The following is a 24,015-nucleotide window of genomic DNA, read 5'->3' as shown; positions in this document are numbered from 1 at the left end:
ATGAGCATAGCACAACACCGCCCGAAGGTGCTGACTTCGGAAACCGCGTAAAGCGCGCGGTTTTCTGGCGTTCGGGCACCCAAATCATCTCGCAGATTGTCAGCTGGGGCGCGACTCTCGCGGTTATCCGGATTCTCGATCCCAGTGACTATGGCCTGTTCGCCATGACCTCGGTCGTGCTGGTTTTCCTCAATTTCCTCAACGGTTATGGCTTTGTCAGCGCTTTAATTCAGTCCGAATCGATTGAACCGATCCGAATCAGGCAGGCTTTTGGCATGCTGATTCTCCTGAATGTTGGTTTGGCGCTGATCCAACTCTTCGTTGCCGCACCATTGGCCGCTGCCTATTATAGAGAACCGGTGGTGGCAGAGATGCTGCGCTGGCAATCGCTCATCTATCTATCGACGCCGTTCCTGATTTTACCCGAAGCACTGATGACACGCGAGCTGGAGTTCCGGAAACCAGCAATCATCAACCTGCTGACTTCTTTGGTCGGCGCCGCAGTCGCGCTCGCGCTCGCTTTATATGGTGCAGGCGTTTGGACGCTGGTGTTCGCCCCCATCTCGATCTTCTGGAGCCGTGCGATCATGCTGATGATTGCCACCCGCTTTTGGGTATTACCGAGTTTCGACTTTCGTGGTGCGGGTCATATCTTTACCTTCGGCACCGCACTGCTCATCGGCCATGGTTTCTTCATTATACAAAGCCAGTCCGACATCTTCATCGCCGGTCGCCATTTCGACACCCATGATCTGGGGCTTTATGCCGAAGCGCTGTTCCTGACCCAGCTCTTTGCCACCAAATTCATCCCGCCACTGAACGAAGTTGCCTTCCCCGCCTATGCGCGGATCCAGCACGACCAGAGCAAGCTCGCTTACAGCTTCCTGAAAGCGGTGCGCCTGATCATGCTCGTCGCCTTCCCGCTCTATTTCGGGATGGCGGTAACGGCCGCACCCTTTGTCGCCACGCTGATGGGTGAGAAATGGTTGGAGGCGACTCCCATTGTCGCCATACTTGCACTCGCCATGCCGGTCGCGACGCTGCAGTTCCTGTTTCAGCCTGCGATCAACGCACTCGGGCTGCCAGGGGTGACGATGCGCAACTCAATAGCCGGCGCGATTATCATGCCTATTATCTACCTCGCCGCTATCCGCTTTGGCGCGACAGGCCTCGCCTGGGGCTGGCTAGTCTCTTTCCCGCTGCTGCTCGCCTTCACCGTCTATCAAGCGCGCCCGCATATCGGATTCCGGCTTAACCAGTTGTTTGGCGCGATCATGCCGGGGCTGGGGGCGGCAGCCATCATGGCTGGACTGGTATGGCTGTTCGACCGCTATCTGGTCGAAGTTCACCTGCCGCAGCTTATACCGCTTCTGCACTTGCTGTTACTCGCGTGGGTTGGGGCGCTGGTTTACGGCGCGCTCCTGTGGTTTGGTTCGCGTGCTACGGCAATGGAGGTCATAAACTTGGTTATACGCAGAAAGGCACCGTCAGCGGCAGAAGCCAGCTAGCTCGGCTCTACGGCCTGCGCCATGCGTTTGAGCGCCAGCCGATCGAACCAGAACAGCGCGGGCTGCGACCTTGGCTCCATACCTGGCAACTCGCGTCGATATATATCCGAAAGCAGGCGCGGCAGGCCTTTGGGGCCAGTGTCGCGCATGATTCGGCTGATCATCAAATTCTGGTAGTGACGGATGCTATAGCTCACCATCCGGCGATATTGCATACGCCAGCTTTGGGGCGATAGGGCGCTAACCGGGGCGCAGAGGAAACCCGCCCCTTCACACACCACGACCCGATTATCATTCCAGTGCGATTCATTGGCTAGATCTGTCTTGGCCATTGCACCGATCAGGCCATCGTCGCCGATAACATCGTCGGGTAGCCGGATGCGATTTTGTTTCATTCGGTGAAGGAAATCCCCGCGCAACGCATAGAGATCACCGAACAGGCCATGCTCGCGTCGCATCATCTGTTGGTAGTGAACCATTTTGCGGCCGTTCATTGGCAGTCCCGATGCTGCATTGGCTTGCGGCTTTGCTTTCAGCACCTGCTTCAACGCCTTGATCGATCCTGCCACAATTTCGGCATCGCCATCGACAAAGATATGGGTTTCATGAAACCGGCTTAGCTCATCGAACAGAAAACGGTTCCAGCTGAGCGCCTTTCCGCCCTCTCTATATATATGTACGTGCACATTGCGCGCGGCTGCGGCTACCCCGCCTGCAATCGCCGCTGTGGCATCGGTCGACCCATTGACGATCACATGGATGGCAACATCCTTGTCCCCCAACGGCAAGCTGTTGAGACATGCAGCAATCCGCGCCTCTTCATTATGCGCAAGCACAGCAATGCAGATCGAAGGAATAGACGTCATGACTTCTGCGCCATCGCCCAGACCGTCACAGGGAAGCGTTCGTCATTGGGTAGACTGCGCCGCCAGCCGGTTCGCACCCAACGGTTCAAATTAGCCTTTACTGCGGAGGCATTCCCCCAGCTTCCGGTCACGACCCGTTCTGGATCGAAGCCGGCTTCTTCCAGAAAATGCTTCATCCCCACTTCGGTCCATCGGCTACAATCGGTAGGGATCGGGTGATAGCGGATAAGGAAGGGCGTGATGTTGACGAACCAGCCACCCGGCCGCAGCATCGCGTGGACGTTGCGCGCGGCGCGATAGGGGTAGAGCAGATGTTCCCACACATTGTCAGCGATGATGATATCAAACTGGCGGTCGAGTTGTTCGCTGCAGATATCATGTTCGGGCCAGTTCATCTCGCTGAAGCTGCCCCATTGTCGCTCGCGCCACTTCCAGCCTGCGCTGATTTCGAGCGCATCACGTCCGTCCGCGCCGATGCCGTCGAGCCAGTGATCGATCTCGCGATAGGCGATGGTACGCGTGATGTGCTGCTTGTCATAGCCGACAGCCACCGCAGCTTTCCCCAGCCAGTTTTTGACCCCGTCGTCCATTGCCACCCCGAATGCGCCCACGCAGACGCGGATTCGGGATAGCAGCCCCGCCCTTTACGGCACGTAAATTCTTGTCACGCTTTCAGTAAACCGATCTCGATCAGCCGCTCGCGCAGATAGTCGTCGGCCAGGATCGGTTCGGGATAGCGGTTCGGATTTTCGTCGCTGATGCATTGCGGAAGCGTCGCAATCGGATAGTCCGAATTGAGATGCAGGAAGAAGGGCATCGAATAGCGGCTGAACTTCGATCGCTCGCCCATCGGATTGCGTACCCGGTGTGTGGTCGAGGGGAGGTAATGGTTGCACAGCCGCTGCAGCATGTCTCCAACGTTGAGCGACAACCCACCTTCGGGCGGCGAGACATCCATCCAGGTTCCATCGGGACGCAAGATCTGCAGCCCCGATTCCTCGGCGCCCAGCAGAAGCGTGATTAGGTTGATATCCTCATGCGCGCCGGCGCGGATGCAGCCTTCGGTATCGCCTTCGATCGGCGGATAGTGGAGCAAGCGCAGGATCGAGTTACCGACATTGATCTTGTCGGCAAACCATTCGGCGTCGAGACCCAGATAGATGGCGAGATAGGACAATATCTTCGCACCGACCCGGTCAAACTCGGCATAGAGCGGTTCGAACACGTCGCGGAAACCGTCGACGGTATCCGGCCAGATATTCTTCAGCATCTCGCTTTCAAGCGGATGGCCCGCGGGCAAAGTCCGCCCAACATGCCAGAATTCCTTCAGGTCATGATGGTCGGCGCCTTTGGCGATCTCGGTCTTGAACGGGGTATAACCGCGCTGTCCGGCGATTTCCTTATCATACCAGCGCAGCTTTTCCTCGGTCGAACGGGCGAACAGTTCTTTTGAGAGCCGCCAGGCTTCCTTAGCGAGATGCGGGTTGATGCCATGGTCGACGACCTTGGCAAAACCATAGGTGCGGAAACTGTCGCCAAGGGCTTGGGAGATGGCTTGGGTATCGCTGCTGGCCAGCGAAATATCGGGCATTTGACTCATATCCATGCAAATAGCCCTTGACCTAATTGCATGCCAGCGAAATTGACGCCGGTCAAAGGAGCTTCAAATGAGCGAGCAATATTGGCTGATGAAATCGGAGCCTGACGTTTATAGTTGGGACGATCTGGTTGCGGAAAAAGAGGGCACATGGGACGGGGTACGCAACCACGCCGCCGCGCTCAACATGAAGACGATGAAGAAGGGTGATCTCGCTTTCTTCTATCACAGCAATATTGGCGTCGAGGTGGTCGGGATCATCAAGATCAGCAAGGAAGCTTTTATCGACCCGACCGACGAGAAGGGCCAATTCGTCGCCGTGAAGGTGAAGCCGGTGCGCAAGCTCAAAAACCCAGTTCCATTAAAGGCAGTCAAGGCCAACCCCAAACTCGCCGAAATGGACCTCGTCCGCCTCTCGCGCCTGTCGGTCGGCAAGGTGCGTCCGGAAGAGTGGACGGAGATTTTGCAGATGGCAGGGGAGAAGGCCTAGGCCATTGCCCGACATGTCCAAAATAGCCATTCTTACCCCTGCCCCCGATTATTGGGAAAACTGGTCGCTGCCCAAGGCGCATTACGAACGGCTGCTCGGACCCGACCTCGAATTTCGTCCTTGGACCCAACCTAGCGAGCTTTCAGGTTTCGACCTTGTCTTACCGCTGCTGACATGGGGCTATCAGCGCGATGTGCCCGGCTGGTTTGCACTGCTTGACCACTTGGAGGCCGAAGGCTTGCCAATGGCCAATCCGGCAAAGGTGCTGCGCTGGAACAGCGACAAGGCTTATCTGGCGGAATTGTCAGCGGCTGGCGTCGCCACGGTGCCGACATTGATCCGCGAATCAATGAGCGATGCCGCACTTGTAAGTGCGCGCGAAATCCTCGAAAGCCCGCGCCTTGTGGTAAAGCCGCCTATCTCTGGCGGCGCTGATGGCACCTATCTGATCGGCCCCTCCGATCCCTTGCCCGCGGAAGCGGTGGGACAGCGGATGCTCGTGCAACCCTATCTGCCCGCAATTGCCGAGGATGGCGAATATTCGCTCTTTTACTTCGGCGGTCACTTCAGCCACGCGATCAGCAAGCACCCCGCCGACGGCGACTTCCGTGTGCAGGAACAATTTGGCGGCGTCGAACGCGGCATAGATGCGCCAGATGATGCGAAGGCTATGGCCGAAGCAGCTCTAGCGGCTACCGACAAGTTGCTCGATTGCGGCCCACTCACTTATGCCCGCATCGACATGGTCCGCGATAGCGAGGGCAAATTCCGCCTGATGGAGCTAGAGCTGATCGAGCCAAGCCTGTTCCTCCACTTCGCCCCGGACGAAGGCAGTCTGTTTGCGGACGCAGTTAGGGAGCAGATTTCGGCCATTCGCTGTCGCAGATTGAACTCGAAGTCAGCTCAGGATTATAACCTGTAGAGCCGAGGCTTCCATAGATCTCAGGGTCGGTAGCGCCGCTTAGCGTGCTTCACCGCATCGGCCCATTCAAAATGCACGGGTTTAAACTTGCCCGCAGTATAGAGCTTCATCTGATCGGTATAATGCGGCGAATCCGGGCGGTTGGTAGCTGCCCCATAAGGCTGGATCGATTCCGAAACCACATTCCCTGCCTTGTCCCAGCGCACAAGCATGATGAAGCTGTCGCCATGGCGCACGCGCATCTTGCCGTCGGGCTGTTCGCCGTCCCACATCGTCGTCGCGCGCAGCGTATCGGTGCCTCCGATAAGAGGCAGGTCGACTTTGCCGCGCCGCAGCCGCTGGATGTCGCCCAGCGCCGGATCAAGCCGCCCAAAACGCTCGCTGAACTCCTCCACCGTTTTCTGCAACGTCTCGCGCGGATCGGGCAGTGGATCGTTGCGCCAGTTGGCGCGAGCTGCATGGCGGATCAGACGTTCGGCAATCGCATCTGCCCGGCCCTTACCGTCGCTCGACCAGTCCCAATCGCGCAGCAGCTTTTGTACCTCTGCAATCTTGTCATCGCCATTGGCATCAACGGCAAGCAAGCTGTCCATCCACGGCTTGACCCAGCCCGATTTGGCGTAGCGCGTGTCCATCTTGATCGCGAGCAGCTCCTCCGGCGTAATCGACTTATCGTTCATCATCAGGCCAGTGCCCATCAGCCCGCGATTGGTCATTCCCAGCTCGATGCCCAGATAGGGCGATTGGGTCTTGGGATCGATTTCCGAACCCGGCCCCGCAGCCAGAAAGGGGGTGTTGTTCGCGTTCTGCACAAAACCCGAAGCTGGGCTCACGACCTTAGGGAAGCGATCAAAAGGAACCGGTCCTTTCCAGACCGGCGTGGAGCTGTCGCCCGGCAATATCCTGGTATAGTCAAAACCCGGTTTCCTGTCCGGAAACAGCGCGTTGTAGATATAGGCAATGCGCCCTGTCTTGTCGGCATAGACGAAATTGGTGCCGGTGATACCGCCGGTCGACATCGACCGAGTCCATTCGTCCCAATTGGTCGCCTTGGTATTGCGATAATATTGTTCGACCGCCTTCACATTGTCGATCCCGGCATAGCGGATCGCGAAAGCGCCTTTGTCGTTCTTGATCACCGGCCCGTGCACCGAACGGTAGAGGGTCTGCGGGATCGGCACGGCAAACCAGCCGAATTTGACGGGCAACCAGACCCGTTCTTCCTGAAGCGGCAGCCATTTGCCGTCATAGCGATACTGGTCGCCCGCTTCGTTGAGCACCAGCTTGTAGATATCGACCAGATCGGGCCGGTTAACCGTGTTGGTCCAGCCCAGGTGGCGGTTATGACCGAGCAGCACAAAGGGCGATCCGGGGAACAGCGCGCCTGCCATGTCGAGCCCCTCGCCCGAATGCACGACAGCCTCATACCAAGCGACTTGCCCCTCAAGCGGCTGGTGCGAATTGGAAACCAGCCAGGTCTTGCCATCGGCCATGCGGCTGGGGGCGACCGCCCAAGCGTTCGAGCCGTTCATTTCGGGATCGCGGCCAATCGGCGTCATCGCTGCCGCACTTTCATTTGGTGGTGGCTTCCCCTCAACCAGCGTCGAAATGTAGTTGTCGAGCCCGTAGAAAAAGGGTGCCCGCAGCACGAACCCGGCCACGATATCCTTACCGTTCACCGGGAAGAGGTTCGACAAACGCACCTCATCTGGATGCTTTTCGGCATAATGGTTGAGGCCCGCCGCATAGGCATCAAGCACCGCCCGGACATCCGCCGGAATTTCTTCATAGCGCCGATCCACCGTGTCGCGCACGCCGAGCAGGTGAAAGACGAAATCGACCTTCGCGCCATCCTGCCCCGCAATCGCGCCGTAGCGCCCGCGCGTCATCGACACGACTTCCTCGATCGTCGAAAAATCATCCTCGGCATGCGCAAAGGCCAGGCCATAGGCAGCATCGGCGTCGGTCTTGCCGTTGATGTGGGGAACGCCGAAACCATCGCGGACGATTTCAACATCATAGTTTTTGGAAGAGGGAGGCGCCGATTGTTCCGCTGCCAAAGGCTCCCAAACCATCGAGGCAACCCCGATAGCGGCTAAGGTCACAGCCCCGCCCCATAGCCATTTGCCCATCTTCGTCTCCCCTTTGTCGATGCTATCTTGTCACTGATGTGACTTTGCCTATGGGCGTTGCATATAGAAGATTCAGGGAAAGGAAAGTTCACCCATGCGCCGTTACTTGTTCGCTCTTATCCTCGCTACCGCCAGCATGCCTGCCTTGGCACAGGGCGTGCCGGCCGGATCGGGTATCGAACCCTCCACCGTAGCCAATTCGCAGGCGCGTCCAATTGCCTTCGCAAACCGCGCTGCCGAAGATGGCGTGCTCGTGATACTGATGCGAAATGCCGATCTGCCAACGGGCGTGCTTGGCAGCGCGGCTGAAGCCAGCGTCAAGGCGGCAATCGCCAATGCGAAGTTCGATGGCAAGGACGGCAGTGATCTGACGTTACGCGGAATTGGTCGCCATGCGCGTATCGATCTGGTCGGCATGGCTGGTGATGGCGATGTCGCAGACCGGCTGCGCCGGGCCGGCGGGCGCATCGCGCAGGCGATGCGCGATGAAGCGCATCCGGTGAGCATCGTTGGTGCGGCCAGCGATGAAGCGGCTACCGTCGCTCTCGGTTACAGCCTCGGCCAATATCGGTTTGACCGGTACAGGACAGTTGGCAAGTCGGTGCCATCCACCCAGCCAGCCACCATCATTGTGGGAGATGTCCGCAGCGCCGAAACCGAATGGAAGTCACGTGGCGCAGCGTTGGCCGAAGGCGTTACGCTGACCCGCGATCTTTCCACCGAACCCGCCAATGTCATCTACCCCGAAAGTTTCGTTGCCCGCGTGCGCGAAGCCTTTGCAGGCGTACCGGGCGTCAAGATCGAAGTGCTCGATGAAGCCACGATGCGTCGCCTCGGCATGGGCACTCTGGCAGGTGTAGGCCAAGGCTCGCGCCGTCCGCCCCGCCTGATGCTCGTTGAATATCGTGGCGGTAACGGCACCCCCATCGCCTTGGTGGGAAAGGGTATCACCTTCGACAGCGGTGGCACCTCGATCAAGCCGGCAGCAGGCATGTGGGAGATGAAATCCGACATGGCAGGCGCAGCCGCCACAATGGGGGCGGTGCTTTCGCTTGCCAAGTCGCGTGCCAATGTGAATGTGTTGGCGGTCGCCGCCTTGGCGGAGAATATGCCCGGTGGCAATGCCCAGCGCCCCGGTGACGTCGTTCGCACGTTCAGCGGCAAGACGGTGGAGGTCATCAACACCGATGCCGAGGGCCGCCTCGTGCTTGCCGATGCCAATGAATATGTCATCGCCAACCACAAGCCCGCAGCGCTGGTGAATATTGCCACGCTGACCGGCGCGGTAGGCAATGCACTTGGTTACGAATATGCAGGCCTGCTGACACGCGACGACGCGATCGCTGCGCAAATAGCTGCAGCCGGCAAAGCTGTCGGTGAAGAAGTCTGGCGGCTGCCGTTGCACCCCAATCATCTTAAAACGATGAAGTCCGACATCGCCGACATCAAGAATTCGGCCGAAGGCGGGCGTCCGGGTGCGAGTCTTGGTGCGGCCTTTATTGGCTTCTTCGTAGATCCCGTCACCCCCTGGGCGCATCTCGATATCGCCGGTGTAAACTGGGCCGACAGCGCCGACGACGTAACTCCTAAAGGCGCATCGGGCTGGGGTGTACGCATCCTCGACGAGTTTGTCCGTAATTGGAAACGTTGACTTACTTTCTCCCCTCCCGCTTGCGGGAGGGGTCGGGGGTGGGCCTATTACGGCACAAGGCTCGCTTCGCTCGCTCCCACCCCTAGCCCCTCCCGCAAGCGGGAAGGGAAATTGACCCCACTCCCCTTGTGTTGCAAAAATGCAACATTACATCTTTGCGTGAGGCTTCCTAAATTGATTGTGGGGAAGCGCTGAGAAACGAGGGACCGAGGCATGAATCTCGAAAAATTTACTGACCGGGCAAAGGGCTTTCTACAGTCAGCCCAGACCGTTGCCATCCGCATGAACCATCAGCGGATTTCGCCGGAACATATCTTGAAGGCATTGCTCGAAGACGAGCAGGGCATGGCGTCTGGCCTTATCAAGGCGGCGGGTGGCGATGCGGCTGCAGCTGTGCAAGAAACCGACGCCGCGCTGGCGCGCGTGCCTGCTGTAACGGGTGGCGGCGCTCAACAAACGCCCGGTCTGGACAATGATGCTGTCCGCGTGCTCGATGCAGCCGAACAGTTCGCGCAGAAAGCGGGCGACAGCTTTGTCACGGTACAGGCGATCCTGCTGGCACTGTCTTTGGGTGGCAACACCGCCGCGAGCAAGGCATTGGCCGCTGCCGGCGTCAAAGCTGAGGCGCTCAACACAGCAATCAAGAACTTGACCGGTGGCCGCACCGCCGATACGGCCGGGGCAGAAGACCGCTACGATGCGCTAAAGAAGTTCGCCCGCGACCTCACCGAAGTCGCACGCGAAGGCAAGCTCGATCCGGTCATCGGTCGCGATGAGGAAATCCGCCGCACGGTGCAGATTCTTGCCCGCCGCACCAAGAACAACCCTGTCCTGATCGGCGAGCCTGGCGTAGGCAAAACGGCGATTGCCGAAGGCCTCGCGCTACGTATCGCAAATGGCGACGTGCCCGACAGCCTGAAAAACCGCAAATTGATGTCGCTCGACATGGGCAGCCTGATTGCAGGTGCCAAATATCGCGGCGAATTTGAAGAGCGGCTGAAAGGTGTGCTCGACGAGGTCAAACAAGCCGAGGGTGACATCATCCTGTTCATCGATGAAATGCACACGCTGATCGGCGCGGGCAAGGGTGAGGGTGCGATGGATGCCTCCAACCTTCTCAAGCCGGCTTTAGCCCGCGGCGAACTGCACTGTATCGGCGCCACCACGCTCGACGAATATCAGAAACATGTCGAGAAAGACGCCGCCCTCCAGCGCCGCTTCCAACCGGTATTTGTCGGCGAACCAACGGTCGAGGATACAATCTCGATCCTGCGCGGCTTGAAGGAAAAATATGAGCTGCACCACGGCGTGCGCATTACTGATGGTGCGCTGGTGAGTGCGGCGACGTTGTCGCACCGCTATATTTCGGACCGCTTCCTGCCTGACAAGGCGATCGACCTGATGGACGAAGCGGCATCGCGTCTGCGGATGGAAGTCGAGTCCAAGCCAGAGGAAATCGAAAATCTCGACCGCCGGATCATGCAGTTGCAGATCGAACGTGAGGCTTTGAAAAAAGAGACCGACGCAGCGTCGAAAGACCGTCTGGCGACACTCGAAGGCGAACTCGCCAATTTGGAACAGCAATCATCCGAACTCACTACCCGCTGGATGGCGGAAAAGGACAAGATTTCGGCGGAGTCCAAAATCAAGGAAGCGCTTGACCAGGCGCGGATCGAGCTCGAACAAGCCCAGCGCGCTGGCGACCTCGCCAAGGCGGGTGAGCTGCAATATGGCACCATCCCCGGTCTCGAAAAGCAACTGGCCGATGCCGAAGCTGCAGCTGGCAATGCGATGCTGCGCGAGGAAGTCACGAGCGAGGATATCGCTTCGGTTGTCAGCCGCTGGACCGGTATTCCGGTGGACAAGATGATGGAAGGCGAGCGCGAAAAGCTGCTTAAGATGGAAGAATGGCTCGGCGCGCGCGTCATCGGGCAGAAGGATGCGGTCTTGGCTGTATCCAAGGCCGTGCGCCGTTCGCGCGCTGGCCTGCAGGATCCCAACCGTCCGCTTGGGTCGTTCCTATTCCTCGGCCCCACGGGCGTCGGCAAGACCGAACTGACCAAGGCGCTGGCGCAATATCTGTTCGACGATGACAATGCGATGGTGCGCATCGACATGAGCGAGTTCATGGAGAAGCACAGTGTATCCCGTTTGATCGGCGCGCCTCCGGGCTATGTCGGCTATGACGAGGGCGGCGTGCTGACCGAAGCCGTGCGTCGACGCCCCTATCAGGTGGTGCTGTTCGACGAGGTTGAAAAGGCGCACAGCGACGTCTTCAACGTGTTGTTGCAGGTGCTCGACGATGGCCGCTTGACCGACGGGCAAGGCCGTGTGGTCGACTTCTCGAACACGCTGATCATCCTCACCTCCAACCTCGGCAGCCAGTATCTGGCGGCTCTGGGCGATGATGAGGATGTCGAAAAGGCCGAGCCTCAGGTGATGGAAATCGTACGCGCGCATTTCCGTCCGGAATTCCTGAACCGGCTGGATGAAATCATCCTGTTCCACCGCTTGGCCGCGCAGCATATGGCTCCGATCGTCGACATCCAGGTCGGCCGCGTGCAGAAGCTGCTCAAGGACCGCAAGATCGTCATCGAACTCAGCGACGGCGCGAAAAGCTGGCTGGGCCGCGTCGGATACGATCCTGTCTATGGAGCCCGCCCGCTCAAGCGCGCGATTCAGCGCCACTTACAGGATCCGCTGGCAGACCTCATCCTGAAAGGCGAAGTCCCCGATGGCGCTACGCTCAAAATTGAGGAAGGCGATGGCGCTTTGAAATTTGCAGTGAAACCCAGCAAGGCATGAGCTTTACATTCACGCTAAATCCGGCACTGGACGCCGTGGCGTTGTCCAAAGCGTTCAGTGTCGGAGGTCATATTTCCATACCAGAATTTCTGGAACAGGATTGCGCCACCAAGCTGCACCAGTCCTTGGTCGACAGGCAGGATTGGGCTTGGGCGATTAACGCTGGTGGCCATGTATATGACCTCGGCCGCGAAGCGCGTGAAGCGATGACGGTGGAGCAACGCGTAGAGCTAGACAACCGCATCAATTTGGCAGCCCGCGATGGTTTCCAGTTTCGCTTCTCGTCACTGCGCGTTCCTGACCCGGTGTCGAAACGGAAACCGGAACAGGACGTTTTGCATGCCTTTGCTGAATTCATGCGCAGCGAACCGGTGTTGGACTTCATCCGGAAAGTTACTGGAAAGTCCGCTATCCTCTTCGCTGACGCGCAAGGCACGGCTTACCATCCGGGCGATTTTCTGACCGGGCATGATGACGATATCGAAGGCAAGAATCGGGAACTGGCCTATGTCATGGGGCTAACGCCCGAATGGCGAGTCGAATGGGGGGGGCTGCTGCTGTTTCACAGAGCGGATGGCAAGATCAGCGGGCTTGTTCCCCGATTCAACTGCCTCAACTTGTTCGCCCTGCCAGTGCTGCACAGCGTCAGCCAAGTGACTCCTTTCGCAGGCGGGGTGCGCTATGCGATCACAGGCTGGATGCGGACGGAGTTTCCCGCTTAAGCTGTTTGACGGAAAGGCAGCACCCAATCCGGATCGGGCTGATCGGCATCAAAATATTCGAAGATCAGGTGGATACGGTCACATTGCCCGCGGTTTTGAACCGAATGCACGCCCATATTGTTCAGCTCGACGGCCTCACCCTCCTCCATCTGATATTCGACACCGTCGACATAGAAGAAGACCTGATCGTTGGTCTGGATCGGAATGTGGATCTTGTGCGGCCAGCGCGCGGCTGGGTTGGCATCACGATGCGGTTGGACGACCCCACCTACCGGCATGCGAGCGAGCATAGCGCGCGGAAATTCACCATTGGCATAGCCATAATCCGCAGTTGCAGCAGTCAGCACAGGCTCCAGCAACGACTTCCATTCCTCCCATAGCTCACAGCCATAATGGCCGCGCCAGTCTTTGAAATTTTTCACGAAGCGGAATGGGATGTGCCGGGTCGCGTCGAGCGCTTCGAAGCGGTTCGGCTTGTTCGCATTCTGGTGGTTCCAGACATCTTCCGGAATCGCCATGATGGCGGCCTTCAGATCGCTGATATCAACATGGCCAAGGCGACGGATGCTGTTGGTTTTGCGCGGATTGGTGTACATGGTGCGCCCTTCAATAATCGTAACCGAACAGATCGAGATCGCGAGCGTAAATCCGTGCGACTCCGTCGATCAGTTCCTGATCATAATAGTCTTTATAATCGCCGCGACGTGAACGATTTGCGTGGTCGAGCGGTATTGTTGCGATGCCAAGGCGCTTTGCTACCTCATTATATGAGGCCTGCATCGTTTCGACCTTGCCCAGATAATCGGCCTGCAATTGCCCATCCGGCCCGCATAAAAAGGTAAACTGTGGTTTGAAAATGATGTGGTTATGCGGCGGCGCATCGAACAGAAAATGCCGCATTACGCGCTTGGGATCGCGTTCAAACGTTCCCTCGCGGCTGGTGGCAAAGGAGCAATAGGAAATGAAGCGGTCGAACGGATTGCGGACAAATGCAAATTTGAAATAACTCGCAAAAGCCTCTTCACCCAGATGCGGGCGGACATCTTGGAAACTGAGGTGCCCATGCCCCAACCTCGCGAGCTCTGGAATGGGGAACTGCTTTTCAATGAAAAGCCGTGCCTGTTCCATATCATCAGGCCCCATATGTCCCCGCAGCGCCTGACGCACAGAATGCGTACCTGTTTTGGGTACGGCGACGAATATGAATCGGTGCAGGTGCGACACAATCATGGGAGTTAGCGCGCAGCGACCATTGCCGGTTTGGGTGCAGATGAAACGGGAGCCGCTGCCATGAACACCAGTTCGTTGAGCGCGCGGTCGAGTGGCACGCCGTTTGGCAGGACAATCCGTCCGCTTTGCAAATGCTGCAATTCACGCCGTATCTGTTCAATCAGGTTGCGGTAATTTGGCAAGGCATTGCTGTCAGTGCCCGACTGGGCCCAGAGCGCGCCCCATTCGTGCAGAAAACGCTCCAGCTGATGTCTCGTGCTATCGAGTAAATCTCCAGCGGGCGCTTGGTCGAGCAAGAAATCGACATGGCAGCGCACTTCCCACACCGACATGATGTCCGGGGTATTGATCTGCTCATAACGCAAATTGTCGGTCGGTACGGTGCCCGGTGCGACGAAGACCGCAACATCCGGATCGCGACCGGCCTGCTCACCTGCCCGCATCAAATCCCATAATTTCTCGCCACCGACGGTGTCGAGAACGAGGTGAACCCGCTTCTCGGTCCCGCTATTGCGCACATCATGAATGCGGAAAGAATCGAAAATCCAGCATTCGCCCGCCGCCATATTCACCGTTTCACCTTCGCAAGTGAACTCGACGCCAGGATTGGTGATTACGGGGATATGGATGCGCAAATGTGTACGCCAATAATGGCCGACATCGACATGCTCGGGAACAATCGCTCCCGGTGCCAACCCCATCAAGCGGCTGCGACCCCAGACCGCGCCCAGATCAGCCATGATTTCCATAATATAGGAGCATGCGCGCAAATGCTCGGTTGGTGCCATGGGGCCGGCAAAGGCATTGGTGATTGCGCCATGGGGGGTAATTAAAGGAACTGCATCATTGCCGACGATACGACCAGGATGCGGTAACCACGCCGAAGGCGGCAAGGCAGCCACTTCGGCGGCCAGCGTCTGCTGACAATATCGCCGCGGCAGTTTGAGCAAGGGCCTATCTATTTTCACGACGACAGGGTCACTTGTTTACTTCGATCTGAGGCCTATCGACCAATTCTTTCAGTCCCGCGCGGTTCTGCTCGGCCATTTCGTCCCATTGCGCGGCCGTCTTGCACACTTTTGCTTTGAAACGCGTGCCGGTTTCCTGACGATATTTGCAAATCATGCGATCGGCGGAATCAGCTTTGTTGTCAGCATGCAGCGGGGCAACCATTGTTAGAGCGGCGACGCCCATTAACATGATACGCATAAAATCATCTGCCTCTGATTATCGACAGACGCTTTTTGGCTATTTGGCACGGGACAGTCAATGCCGACGGCTGGAACGCCGAAAACTGCTGATATCAGTTGCAACCATTTCGCGGGTCGCACACCTGTATCTGCGGACGCACGGCCGTTTCGCGCAACCCTTCACGATGCGCTTCGGCCATAGCCTCCCACTCCGCAGCTGTTTTGCAGGTCCGCTTTTTGAACCTTGTGCCGGTTTGCTGGCTATATTTGCAAATCATTCGCGCCTCGGGCATTTCGGCTGGTGCCGACATTGCGACCAATGGCATCGGCGCAGCCGTACAAAGGGGGACGAAGAATAACACCATTTTCAGCATCGAATTCTCCTGCCAATTCGCATATTCCGAACCATCCTGGTCGAAATGTAGCAGCGTAAGAAATTCGAGCTAGACTCCCAATGTTGCGCTGGTCGAACGCTGTCGCTCAAATGTCGAAGCAAATGCTCAGTCGCACCCGTTCGGTCCGCAAACCTTTATCTGCGGAAGATCGACAATTTGCTTCAGCGCGTTTCGATGCTCTTCGGCCATGGCTTCCCATTGCGCCGCGGTCTTGCAAATTTTGGTCTTGAACCGGGTACCAGTTTGTTGGCGGTATTTGCAAATCATCCGGTCGCCATCCTGTGAGCCATTATCAGCAGCGGCAGGAACAACGGACAATGCAGGCGCAGAGATTGCGAAGACAACCAACAATTTCAGCTTGCGCATATTCATTTCTCCATTGACCGGATTCAATGAAGTTGCAGCAAGCAGCCGCTGCACGCAACAGGCGAAGAGAACTAGTATCTGTTAGGAGCGTCAGCAGCGCCGTATGACCAAAATTATCAATCGACTTCATAGCCATAGGCTTTTGCCCATGGCTGCAAAATGGGCAGCACCTCGTTCATATACTTCCGGTAACGCTGCCAACGGCCGCTGGCGGACGAATAGACCTTCTCGGTAACCTGCGCATAGCTGGGTGTACGAATGTAGCCCCGCTCACGAGCGGTTTTCTGGTGGTCCAGCACGCCACTTTCCCATTCAAGCCCCAGAAAGTCGAACAGCGGCCGCACTTCGCTTTCGACGTCTTCCACCATCGCTTCATAGCGCAGCATGTGCACATCGAGCGGTAAAACTTTGCGGCACGTCTCCCAATAAGCGAAAATGCGATCATAAGTTCGCGCTGCATTGGCAAGATCAAGAAAGCTCGACATGGCTTCGGTAGGCTTAAAATTCTGCATGTAACAACTGAGCACGACATCGCATGGATGCCGCATCGCAAGTATGATTTTCGCATCGGGGAAAAGACGGTGGATCAGTGGCATGCGCACCATCGACAAAGGGTTCTTGTCGATCACCATCTTACCGGCAGGAACGGGCGAAGCCTTTGCAAGTTCTTGAAAATAAAGCTCCCGCATCGCCGCCACCTCATTGGCGCTCAACTCACCGACGCGCGTCAAATCGCCCACGGCCTGGGCAACTGTTTCGATCAGCGGGATTTCCTCCAGTACGTGCGTGTCGCTATGCCCCATCAATATGGTATCAAGCAGAGTTGTGCCTGATCGAGGGAATCCGACGAGGAACACCGGAGATGGAGGATCGCGTGAAACGTCAACTTTCGGCCAACCCGCAAACCAGTCAGCCGTGGTCTGATGTCTGAGACCATCCATATTGCGCTGATAGGCACTGCGATCGACACTTAAACCCAATGGGCTTTGCGCCATTGCCCGGTTCATGTCTTCATAGGCCCAGAAGGCTTCGTCAATCAGTCCTAGTTTATCCGCCAACTGTCCCTTCAACTGCGCAATTGTAGCTTCATTGATGGCGGTGGACGAAATTGATTTCGCCAACTGCAGCGCTTCATCAAGCTTGCCAGCACGGCTTAGCATCAACGCTTCCAGATAACTGATTTCTGGCCCATCCACACCATGCTGCCGGGCCGCCGCAACAAGTGCGGAAAGTTCGTCAACGCGATTTGCCTTTTCCAGCAATATGCCGAGATTGAGATAGCCGACCGGATTTTTTGCATCGGCCTGCAGCGCAAATTTGAAGGCGCGCTCCGCCTGCGGCTGATTGGACAAGTCTGTAAAGGCCTGTCCGATGGACACAAAGACTCTGGGATTTTTGGGATCGAGTCTGGCAGCGTCACCCAGAGCCCGCAGACCAGCCTCGGGATGGTCCATGCTCGTCAATGTCCTGCCGAGTTCAATTAGCGGCGCCGGGTCCTGGGGCGCAAGCAACGCAGCTTTTTCGAGCATAAGGCAGGCGTCTTCATATCGATCCTTCGACATGAGCACACGAGCGATATTTGTGAAAACGATCGACTCCTGAGGCTTCAACTGTCGGGCACGCTGGAAAGCATCCATCGCAGCATCCAAATCGCCCGATTCATGGCGGGCATTACCCAAATTGTTCCAAGCGTCAAAATTGTCAGGCTGCTCGTGAACTATACGTTCATAGGCCCATACTGCTTCATTCGGGCGACCTTGCGCTTTAAGCAGATCTGCTTCTAGCCTTTGCAGGTCTTGAGACGGTTTTCCATCAGGTGGCTGACATAGTTTTAGAGCCTCGTTCCATTGCCCTAGTTCGGCGAGTACTTTTGCGAGGTTGATTCGATTATCGTCATTGTCACCACCACAGGCAATCGCTTTGCGAAGGAAATCAGACGCTTTTTCCGGAAATCCAGCCTGCGCTGCAACGACGCCAGCAAATTGGAGAGCGACATGATCGCGCGGCAGGGCTTTCAACACCGCTTCGGCCTGTACCAACGCTCCTGACAAATCGCCTTTTTGATAGGCCGCATGAGCCGCCCGCATCCGTTCCTGTGATTTCATGCCTGCGTCCTAGATAGAAAAAGGGCGGGAAACCAGTCCCGCCCTTTCCTTTTTTGCTTTAGCTTGCGTTAGAAGCGCAGGCGAGCCGACACATAAGCGCGGCGGCCGAGAACGTCGTAGAGCGACGGATCGGTGCCCGACTGTACGTTCGGCGCATAGGTTTCCGGTTTGCGGTCGAACGCGTTGTTCAAACCGAGGCGGAAGGTAAGCGCATCGACATTGGCTTCCAGACCGAAGTCGAAATACCATGCTGCACCCGGACCCGAGAAGGTTTCACCAACATACTGCTTGGCAGCGCGGTTGACCATCTTGTGGATGTAGCGAACGCGGGTATCGAACTTCAGATTTTCATTCAGGGTCCATGCCACATTCAAGTTGCCCTTCCAGCGCGGGAAGCTGGTTCCCAGACCTGCACCGAAGAAGGAAGCCGAGCCGGCATAGTCGGTCTTCAAACCACCAAGACCAACATTCTTGAAGTCGATCAGGTAGCTTACCAACAGATTGAAGTTGATTGCCGAGGTTTCCGAAACAAATTCGGTCGGCAAGCGATAACCCAATTGAACATCGACACCTGAAGTTTTCACCGAGCCCTGGTTAACCGCCTGGAAGTAACCATTGGCGTCACCGCCGAGCGACGCAGGCAAGTAAATGCCGGTGATGGCATCGCCCGAACGGGCAATACCAGCGCAGTACGGGCTGTTCGGATCAAGACCGGGATTGATGTCATTGTAACCATAGCACGAAGCAATGATTTCATTGACGTCTGGGTTAAAGATCGTGTCGGTGATCTTGATGTTGTAATAGTCGATCGAGCCGGTGAAGCCAGCTGCCGAGAACACGCCACCAACGGTGAAAGTATCCGACTTTTCGGGTTTCAGGTTCGGGTTACCGGTAACGGTGATAAACGCCTGAGCGCCCGGAGTGGCCACAAAGGTGTTGAGAGTACCAGCACCAACGCCACGGCCTGCGCCACCAAATGCGCCGTTGCGGCAGATATTCGCTGCTGCAGCGCCACCGGTGGTACGGAAGTTCGAGGTGACCGAGCAAGGATCAAAGATCTGCGGGAAGCTGCCACCGCCCGAGAAGAGTTCACCAAAGTTCGGTGCACGAACCGAGTGCTGGTAGCTGGCACGCAGACGAACCGCATCGACCGGCGAGTAAGACAACGTACCGCCATATGCCCAATCCTTAGAAGGCGTTCCGTCAACACCGTTGGCGATGTCGTTGAAGTCGCTCTTCGAATGACGCGCAGTCAGCGACAGTTCCAGATTATCCATGATCGGAGCGCGAAGCTCAGCGAAGAAATCGAGGAAGCTGTTGGTACCAAGGTCAGGCGTACCGGTGTTGAAGCCGGCAATCGGACCGAACAGGGCGCCCGGATCGAATGCGTAGCGGAACTTGCGCGATTCGACACCGAAGACGACGCCGAGCGGACCGCCGGGCAGTTCGGTCAGTTCACCGCTAACATAGGCCTGGGCAATTTTCTGCGTGAAGGTAGTTTTGGTACGACCAACTTCGTCCACAAAATCTACGCAAGCTTGCGAAAGCGGCTGGATACCGAACGGATTGAACCCGCCTGCGCAAAGGCTGGCGCCACCATCCGGAGCTTCGAGCAAGCGCTGAACCTGCTGGACGTTGACGTTACCGGCAGCAGTTGTGTCAATGGTGGTTTTGCCCCAACTGTAATAGGCTTCATAGCGCCAGCCGGGAGCGATCTCACCACGAAGGCCAGCGAGTGCTTGAAGAACTTCGTTTTCGTTTGTTGACTCACGAAGACCGGTACCAAGGAAACGATAGCCGATGCGAACGCCTTCAGCGGCCCCCGAGCCCGTGAGATTGGGATCGTTGCCAGTCCGGGTGTTCAACAACGAACGCAAATCAGCCGAAATAAACGGGTTTGTTACCGGAACGACGAACCCGGTGATGCGGCCAGCCGTTACGCCCGCGCCAGCACCCGCATCATGTGTCAAGGTGACCAGCGGCGAGCGGGCATTCAATTGCGACGCAGACGACAAGGTATTGACAATACCCGTGCTTACAGGGGTCGGCGCAAGCGCGGTGGACGACGAATATTCGGTGAAGCCACCCTGCATGAAGAAATCGAACGATGGGTTAATTTCATAATGCCCAGCCAGAAATGCCGACTTGCGCTCAAGCGGCAGGACCAACAGGTTGATGATGTCGAAGTTGTAGCTGTAGAAATCCGGGAAGAAGTTCAGGTTCGGATTTGCAGGCGAGTCAACCGAATAGCGGAAGTTTGATACGTCTACTGGGCTGTTGAATGTGCCACGACCGAACAAGGTTCCGTCCGAGTTAAAGCCCAACTGCGTGATCGTCGGCGTTTGCGCTGCCGCAACGCCATAGCCGGCAAACAATGCATTAACAGCAGCCTGAGTGATCGGGTTGGTCGAGCTGTTGACGAACGTACCGGTCGGGAACGAACCTGTGGTCGAAGTTGCCTGCGAGGCAAAGCCGCGCTGGCCTTTCACAAGACCCTGACGGTTTGAATATTCAGCCGAGAAGGCGATATTACCACGGCCGTCGGCAAAGTTGCCGCCGATGGTGCCGCTGATCTGATATTCGCGGGCATCCATTTCCGAAACAGTGTTCGAATAGGTCGCGCGAAGATCGAGGCCTTCAAAATCATCCTTCAGGATCATGTTGACGACACCTGCGATAGCGTCGGCACCATAGGCCGCACCTGCACCGCCGGTGGTCACGTCGATACGCTCGATCAAGCCCTGCGGAATGGTGTTCAAGTCGACCGTCTGATCCGAAGCCGACACCATCGGGCGACGACCGTTGATCAGCACAAGGTTACGGTTCGAACCGAGACCACGAAGGTTGATGTTCGACTGACCGCCGTTGCCGGGGTTGTTCGAAGTGGTGGTACCCGCCGGGTTAACACCGGGCAGGGTGTTGAGGAAGGTGTCGAGCGTAACGTCTGCGTTTGCGACTGCTTGCTCGCCCGTGACAACCGAAACCGGGCTGTTCGAATCGAGGTTGGGACGCGCGATGCGCGAACCGGTGACGACGATGGGCGTACCTTCGTCTGCTGCCTCGTCTGCCGCATCCTGTGCGAAGACGGGGGTCGAAATCATTGCGAGACCAAGCACCAGCGGCGCGGTCGTCGACTTCAAATTGCTAAGACGTGTCATTTTCACGTGTCCAGCCCCTATATCTGTGATGACGAAACTGCCCCAAAAAGGAGCCGGAATCGTCGTTTCAAATTCTCTGAATGCCGGAAATACTGCCTTGCGAGCAGCACAGTCCCCTCCAGATTGCCATGGCTGTTGGAACATTTTTGCGCAAAGGGCAAAGAAAATGCCGTGCTAGAACGCCGTTTTTCGCCAATTGTAACTATTTTGCAACACGGTAAGCGTAGCGCAACGTAGCCTATTGCGCAGGCAGCAACGCCAGCGGATCAACACGCGCCGCGCGCCATTTCATTCCCCAGTGTAAGTGCGGTCCACTGGCCCGACCCGTTGCTCCGACCCGGCCGATGACCTGCCCCTGTTTCACCACCTGGCCTTCTTCGACCAATAGTTCAGAACAATGCAGAAATGCGCTGTTTAGCCCCATACCATGGTCAATCATCAGTAGATGCCCCTCCAGCGTGAAGGGCTGCTTGGCGGTCAAAGTGACAATTCCATCTGCTGGAGCCACAAAGGCCGTACCGGTCGGCATCGCAATATCGAGGCCGCTATGATAGCTGCCGGGCGTGCCATTGTAGACACGCTGGGCACCGAACCTTCCCGAAATCCTGCCTTTTAGCGGCCAGATAAAATCCTGTCGCCAACCGCCACTGTCATGAATCTGGGCGCGGGCCGCGTTAATGCGTGCGAGTTCCGGGCCTCGCCTGGCCTGAAACTCTTCGCTCGTTTTCGCGGCTCCCAAAGGATTGGCGTTCACATGCTGGATCGCCCAGTTTCCCGGGCGCACCGGGATATATTGCTCGATCAGCGTGCCATCGGCGCGATGAGCGACGAGGCTGGCACTATTTTCTGCATCACGATCAAAACCGACCAGCAAAAAGCCATCGGCGCTCAGTGGAACCTGTGCGCCGTTGAATGTGACCTTTACCGCGTCGGAAGGCGCACGCGCGATCGTAACCGAACCCTGCACAGCCGGACGGGCCAACCAGAACTGATCGCGCGCACTGTGCGGCGTCACAGGTGCATCAAACTTTGTTGGCTCTACCTTTGCAGGTGGACTGACTGCTACAGGCAATGGCTCGGCGGACGGGTGAGCGGTGCAACTGGCGACAGCCGCAACAAACAGCAGCACGGCAGTTTTGGAATTTAATATCACCGCTTTGTATATCAGCGCTTACCCAGCGCTGCCTTCACGGAAATTTCAGGCGAAGCGTAAGGTTCCTGCAAGGCGACGCTCCAATAACGCAGTTCGTCGAGCGGGATTTGCTCTCCACTGACCGCGCAGCGAACATGGTCGCCGCTAGAAAGCATACGAAAGCCGTTGGCCATATAGTGAAGTCGGGCTTCTTTATTGCGGTTCATCATCAACATGTCGTCCATATGCACGATTGACGACCATGCCGCAATCTTGGACCTGCCGTATCTGCCAAGATGTAAAATCCTAACCAATATTATATGGCACGCGCGTAAGAAATATCGTTAACATGGAGGTGTGGGCGATAATCAGGACCAACGCGTCGAGAAATTAAGTGCCGTGCAAGTTGAGACTTTGCGGCACGTGTTCGCGCACCGCAGCTCCAAGGAAATCGCCCGTATCATGGGCGTTTCGCCGCACACAGTCGATGAACGGCTAAGGCGCGCGAACCGCATATTGGGGGTTACGTCTCGAATTGACGCTGCGCGCATCGTTGCCGCCAGTGCCGGAAACGGACCTCAACCTTTGATATATCAAGCTCCGCAGCTTGGACCGCAATTCGCATCGGCCGATGACAGCGGGGCTTCGCACGAAAGCGGATACCGGTTTCCCAAAACAGGGATTGGGTATCCGTTTCCGACGCGGGGTCGGCCATATAATTCGCATGGCCGGAGGGAGCGTATCCTGTGGCCGATCTTGATTGCATTCGGAACCATCATGGCTTTCGCCGCCCTTTATTCCGTTCTGCTCGGTTTGGGAGCGATGCTGACCTGACCGGGCTGTCCTCACCGTGCTGCCATTATGGTAGCACGCAACCGAACAGGAAATCTGCATGCTAAAAGACCGTATCAAAGCCGCTCAGCGCATCGCCGCCGATCTGCACGAAGCCGAAAACGCCATCGACGACGCCATCATCAAGATTGCCCGTCTTGCCGCCACATTGCCGGTCGCACGGTTCGAAACACGGATGTCGGCGATGGTGGGGCAGGATGCCGTGACCAAAGTGACGCAGGCCGTTGCAGCGGCAGGCAATGTCCGCCAGATGATAACCGATGCGCATCATGCGCTTGGCGAAACCCAAAAGCAGGTAGGTCTGGGAACGCGCATGTTTGGTGCAGGACTCCCCAAGCCTCCGTCAGGCAGCATCGCTGTACCTATGCCACAAAATCATAACGGCGAAGAAGTAGCGATTGTGAAAGAGGTCCAAACGGCTTCAGGTCGCGCCGCTTAAGTCATGTCAGGCCCGGATATACTGTGAACCACGCTTATTTCTATTACATGTTTCTGGGTCTGACCGTTGTTCTGGCCTTTTGGAAAGGAGCGGGCAGCGAAAAATGGGGGGCGGCAACGGCTTTGTCCGGATCGCTCGCATCGTCGCTGCTTGGCTTCGACGCCAATTGGTCAAAACTGATTGTTGATCTGATGCTTGTCGACCTGATTGTGCTCGCAAGTTTCTGGTGGCTGTCGCTGCGCAGCGACCGGTTCTGGCCTTATTGGGTAACTGGCTGGCAGTTGGTGGCTGTGCTGGTTCATGCACAAAGGGCTCTGTTCGATGACATATTGCCAGCGCCTTATGCCCTGATGACCATGTACCTGGCTTATCCTATGCTGGCACTGATCATCTGCGCATCGATCAAACGAACTCGACATGTCGGATATCCGCAGGGCTGAGCCTTAGATCCTGAC

Annotated in this window: 23 protein-coding genes (1 of these 23 running past the window's edge); 9 read left to right on the top strand and 14 right to left on the bottom strand. The window is 57.0% G+C overall.

Annotation, left to right across the window (positions count from 1 at the left end):
* On the top strand, positions 1-1,508 hold the 3' portion of the coding sequence (locus DXH95_RS12635) for a lipopolysaccharide biosynthesis protein (RefSeq protein WP_115549882.1). The gene continues 7 nt to the left of window position 1, outside the view; only the last 1,508 of its 1,515 coding nucleotides appear in the window; the start codon falls outside the window, past its left edge; it ends in the stop codon at positions 1,506-1,508.
* Here the strand turns inward: DXH95_RS12635 and DXH95_RS12630 are convergent.
* From DXH95_RS12630 to DXH95_RS12620, 3 genes are all read right to left on the bottom strand, one after another.
* Positions 1,505-2,374: a glycosyltransferase family A protein gene (locus DXH95_RS12630; RefSeq protein ID WP_115549881.1), complete on the bottom strand. Its 870-nt coding sequence runs from the start codon at positions 2,372-2,374 to the stop codon at positions 1,505-1,507. The genes DXH95_RS12635 and DXH95_RS12630 overlap by 4 nt on opposite strands.
* On the bottom strand, positions 2,371-2,964 hold the full coding sequence (locus tag DXH95_RS12625) for a methyltransferase (RefSeq protein ID WP_115549880.1): 594 nt from the start codon (positions 2,962-2,964) through the stop codon (positions 2,371-2,373). The genes DXH95_RS12630 and DXH95_RS12625 overlap by 4 nt, the downstream gene beginning before the upstream one ends.
* Before the next feature lie 74 nt (positions 2,965-3,038).
* Positions 3,039-3,980: an isopenicillin N synthase family dioxygenase gene (locus DXH95_RS12620; RefSeq protein WP_115549879.1), complete on the bottom strand. Its 942-nt coding sequence runs from the start codon at positions 3,978-3,980 to the stop codon at positions 3,039-3,041.
* Positions 3,981-4,041: 61 nt separating this feature from the next.
* On the opposite strand from DXH95_RS12620, the gene DXH95_RS12615 reads away from it, so the two are divergent.
* Both DXH95_RS12615 and DXH95_RS12610 read left to right on the top strand, forming a co-directional pair.
* Complete coding sequence (locus DXH95_RS12615) at positions 4,042-4,461, top strand: EVE domain-containing protein (RefSeq protein ID WP_115549878.1); 420 nt, start codon at positions 4,042-4,044, stop codon at positions 4,459-4,461.
* 13 nt (positions 4,462-4,474) lie between these two features.
* On the top strand, positions 4,475-5,383 hold the full coding sequence (locus DXH95_RS12610) for an ATP-grasp domain-containing protein (protein ID WP_239016674.1): 909 nt from the start codon (positions 4,475-4,477) through the stop codon (positions 5,381-5,383).
* A 20-nt stretch (positions 5,384-5,403) separates the two neighbouring features.
* Here DXH95_RS12610 and DXH95_RS12605 read toward each other — a convergent pair whose 3' ends face one another.
* A complete protein-coding gene (locus DXH95_RS12605; RefSeq protein ID WP_115549876.1) occupies positions 5,404-7,515 on the bottom strand; it encodes an acylase in 2,112 nt (703 codons plus the stop codon).
* A 94-nt stretch (positions 7,516-7,609) separates the two neighbouring features.
* Between DXH95_RS12605 and DXH95_RS12600 the strand changes: the two genes are divergently transcribed.
* The 3 genes from DXH95_RS12600 (at position 7,610) to DXH95_RS12590 (ending at position 12,693) form a co-directional block, all read left to right on the top strand.
* Positions 7,610-9,166, top strand: a complete 1,557-nt coding sequence (locus DXH95_RS12600; RefSeq protein WP_115549875.1) for a leucyl aminopeptidase — start codon at positions 7,610-7,612, stop codon at positions 9,164-9,166.
* Positions 9,167-9,379: 213 nt separating this feature from the next.
* The gene (clpB, locus tag DXH95_RS12595) at positions 9,380-11,971 is read left to right on the top strand and encodes an ATP-dependent chaperone ClpB (RefSeq protein WP_115549874.1); all 2,592 of its coding nucleotides are present in this window, start codon (positions 9,380-9,382) and stop codon (positions 11,969-11,971) included.
* Positions 11,968-12,693, top strand: coding sequence for a 2OG-Fe(II) oxygenase (locus tag DXH95_RS12590; RefSeq protein WP_115549873.1), 726 nt, complete (start codon positions 11,968-11,970; stop codon positions 12,691-12,693). The genes clpB and DXH95_RS12590 overlap by 4 nt, the downstream gene beginning before the upstream one ends.
* Here DXH95_RS12590 and DXH95_RS12585 read toward each other — a convergent pair.
* The 10 genes from DXH95_RS12585 to DXH95_RS12540 all read right to left on the bottom strand — a co-directional run bounded on the left by DXH95_RS12585 (position 12,690) and on the right by DXH95_RS12540 (position 22,505).
* Positions 12,690-13,289, bottom strand: a complete 600-nt coding sequence (locus tag DXH95_RS12585; protein WP_115549872.1) for an aspartyl/asparaginyl beta-hydroxylase domain-containing protein — start codon at positions 13,287-13,289, stop codon at positions 12,690-12,692. The two genes, DXH95_RS12590 and DXH95_RS12585, sit on opposite strands and share 4 nt — an antisense overlap.
* 10 nt (positions 13,290-13,299) lie before the next feature.
* Positions 13,300-13,923, bottom strand: a complete 624-nt coding sequence (locus tag DXH95_RS12580; RefSeq protein ID WP_115549871.1) for a sulfotransferase family 2 domain-containing protein — start codon at positions 13,921-13,923, stop codon at positions 13,300-13,302.
* 5 nt (positions 13,924-13,928) lie between these two features.
* Positions 13,929-14,891: an aspartyl/asparaginyl beta-hydroxylase domain-containing protein gene (locus DXH95_RS12575; protein WP_147291741.1), complete on the bottom strand. Its 963-nt coding sequence runs from the start codon at positions 14,889-14,891 to the stop codon at positions 13,929-13,931.
* Positions 14,892-14,901: 10 nt separating this feature from the next.
* On the bottom strand, positions 14,902-15,132 hold the full coding sequence (locus DXH95_RS12570; RefSeq protein WP_147291740.1) for a hypothetical protein: 231 nt from the start codon (positions 15,130-15,132) through the stop codon (positions 14,902-14,904).
* A 94-nt stretch (positions 15,133-15,226) separates the two neighbouring features.
* On the bottom strand, positions 15,227-15,487 hold the full coding sequence (locus DXH95_RS12565; RefSeq protein ID WP_115549868.1) for a hypothetical protein: 261 nt from the start codon (positions 15,485-15,487) through the stop codon (positions 15,227-15,229).
* A 126-nt stretch (positions 15,488-15,613) separates the two neighbouring features.
* Positions 15,614-15,880 (bottom strand): hypothetical protein, encoded by a 267-nt coding sequence (locus DXH95_RS12560; RefSeq protein ID WP_147291739.1) that lies wholly within the window; start codon positions 15,878-15,880, stop codon positions 15,614-15,616.
* Positions 15,881-15,990: 110 nt separating this feature from the next.
* Entirely contained in the window at positions 15,991-17,979 is a 1,989-nt protein-coding gene (locus DXH95_RS12555) for a tetratricopeptide repeat-containing sulfotransferase family protein (protein ID WP_115549866.1), read from the bottom strand.
* Between the two features lie 68 nt (positions 17,980-18,047).
* Complete coding sequence (locus tag DXH95_RS12550; RefSeq protein WP_181883673.1) at positions 18,048-21,137, bottom strand: TonB-dependent receptor domain-containing protein; 3,090 nt, start codon at positions 21,135-21,137, stop codon at positions 18,048-18,050.
* A gap of 238 nt (positions 21,138-21,375) precedes the next feature.
* On the bottom strand, positions 21,376-22,266 hold the full coding sequence (locus DXH95_RS12545) for a M23 family metallopeptidase (RefSeq protein ID WP_115549864.1): 891 nt from the start codon (positions 22,264-22,266) through the stop codon (positions 21,376-21,378).
* Positions 22,267-22,301: 35 nt separating this feature from the next.
* Positions 22,302-22,505, bottom strand: coding sequence for a DUF2093 domain-containing protein (locus DXH95_RS12540; RefSeq protein WP_115550178.1), 204 nt, complete (start codon positions 22,503-22,505; stop codon positions 22,302-22,304).
* A gap of 121 nt (positions 22,506-22,626) precedes the next feature.
* Between DXH95_RS12540 and DXH95_RS12535 the strand changes: the two genes are divergently transcribed.
* The 3 genes from DXH95_RS12535 to DXH95_RS12525 are packed head-to-tail and all read left to right on the top strand — an operon-like array spanning position 22,627 to position 24,000.
* Positions 22,627-23,103 carry a response regulator transcription factor gene (locus DXH95_RS12535; protein ID WP_115549863.1) on the top strand — a complete coding sequence of 159 codons (477 nt, stop codon included), beginning with the start codon at positions 22,627-22,629 and terminating at the stop codon, positions 23,101-23,103.
* Positions 23,104-23,161: 58 nt separating this feature from the next.
* Positions 23,162-23,560 carry a hypothetical protein gene (locus tag DXH95_RS12530; protein WP_115549862.1) on the top strand — a complete coding sequence of 133 codons (399 nt, stop codon included), beginning with the start codon at positions 23,162-23,164 and terminating at the stop codon, positions 23,558-23,560.
* Between the two features lie 23 nt (positions 23,561-23,583).
* A complete protein-coding gene (locus DXH95_RS12525) occupies positions 23,584-24,000 on the top strand; it encodes a hypothetical protein (RefSeq protein ID WP_147291738.1) in 417 nt (138 codons plus the stop codon).
* Positions 24,001-24,015: the final 15 nt, after the last annotated feature.

It is taken from the genome of Sphingorhabdus pulchriflava, from assembly GCF_003367235.1.
Lineage (GTDB): Bacteria > Pseudomonadota > Alphaproteobacteria > Sphingomonadales > Sphingomonadaceae > Sphingorhabdus_B > Sphingorhabdus_B pulchriflava.
Note: the sequence above shows the minus strand (reverse complement) of the source record. Positions and strands in the feature narration are given on the sequence as shown.

Bases quoted from the DNA above. Each gene is read 5' to 3' on its own strand.
- DXH95_RS12600 (WP_115549875.1), top strand. From the start codon at position 7,610: ATGCGCCGTTACTTGTTCGCTCTTATCCTCGCTACCGCCAGCATGCCT.
- DXH95_RS12585 (WP_115549872.1), bottom strand. From the start codon at position 13,289: ATGTACACCAATCCGCGCAAAACCAACAGCATCCGTCGCCTTGGCCAT.
- DXH95_RS12615 (WP_115549878.1), top strand. From the start codon at position 4,042: ATGAGCGAGCAATATTGGCTGATGAAATCGGAGCCTGACGTTTATAGT.
- DXH95_RS12555 (WP_115549866.1), bottom strand. From the start codon at position 17,979: ATGAAATCACAGGAACGGATGCGGGCGGCTCATGCGGCCTATCAAAAA.
- DXH95_RS12610 (WP_239016674.1), top strand. From the start codon at position 4,475: ATGTCCAAAATAGCCATTCTTACCCCTGCCCCCGATTATTGGGAAAAC.
- DXH95_RS12560 (WP_147291739.1), bottom strand. From the start codon at position 15,880: ATGAATATGCGCAAGCTGAAATTGTTGGTTGTCTTCGCAATCTCTGCG.
- DXH95_RS12550 (WP_181883673.1), bottom strand. From the start codon at position 21,137: ATGACACGTCTTAGCAATTTGAAGTCGACGACCGCGCCGCTGGTGCTT.
- DXH95_RS12605 (WP_115549876.1), bottom strand. From the start codon at position 7,515: ATGGGCAAATGGCTATGGGGCGGGGCTGTGACCTTAGCCGCTATCGGG.
- DXH95_RS12530 (WP_115549862.1), top strand. From the start codon at position 23,162: ATGCTAAAAGACCGTATCAAAGCCGCTCAGCGCATCGCCGCCGATCTG.
- DXH95_RS12565 (WP_115549868.1), bottom strand. From the start codon at position 15,487: ATGCTGAAAATGGTGTTATTCTTCGTCCCCCTTTGTACGGCTGCGCCG.
- DXH95_RS12580 (WP_115549871.1), bottom strand. From the start codon at position 13,923: ATGATTGTGTCGCACCTGCACCGATTCATATTCGTCGCCGTACCCAAA.
- DXH95_RS12630 (WP_115549881.1), bottom strand. From the start codon at position 2,374: ATGACGTCTATTCCTTCGATCTGCATTGCTGTGCTTGCGCATAATGAA.
- clpB (WP_115549874.1), top strand. From the start codon at position 9,380: ATGAATCTCGAAAAATTTACTGACCGGGCAAAGGGCTTTCTACAGTCA.
- DXH95_RS12625 (WP_115549880.1), bottom strand. From the start codon at position 2,964: ATGGACGACGGGGTCAAAAACTGGCTGGGGAAAGCTGCGGTGGCTGTC.
- DXH95_RS12620 (WP_115549879.1), bottom strand. From the start codon at position 3,980: ATGGATATGAGTCAAATGCCCGATATTTCGCTGGCCAGCAGCGATACC.
- DXH95_RS12570 (WP_147291740.1), bottom strand. From the start codon at position 15,132: ATGCGTATCATGTTAATGGGCGTCGCCGCTCTAACAATGGTTGCCCCG.
- DXH95_RS12540 (WP_115550178.1), bottom strand. From the start codon at position 22,505: ATGTTGATGATGAACCGCAATAAAGAAGCCCGACTTCACTATATGGCC.
- DXH95_RS12590 (WP_115549873.1), top strand. From the start codon at position 11,968: ATGAGCTTTACATTCACGCTAAATCCGGCACTGGACGCCGTGGCGTTG.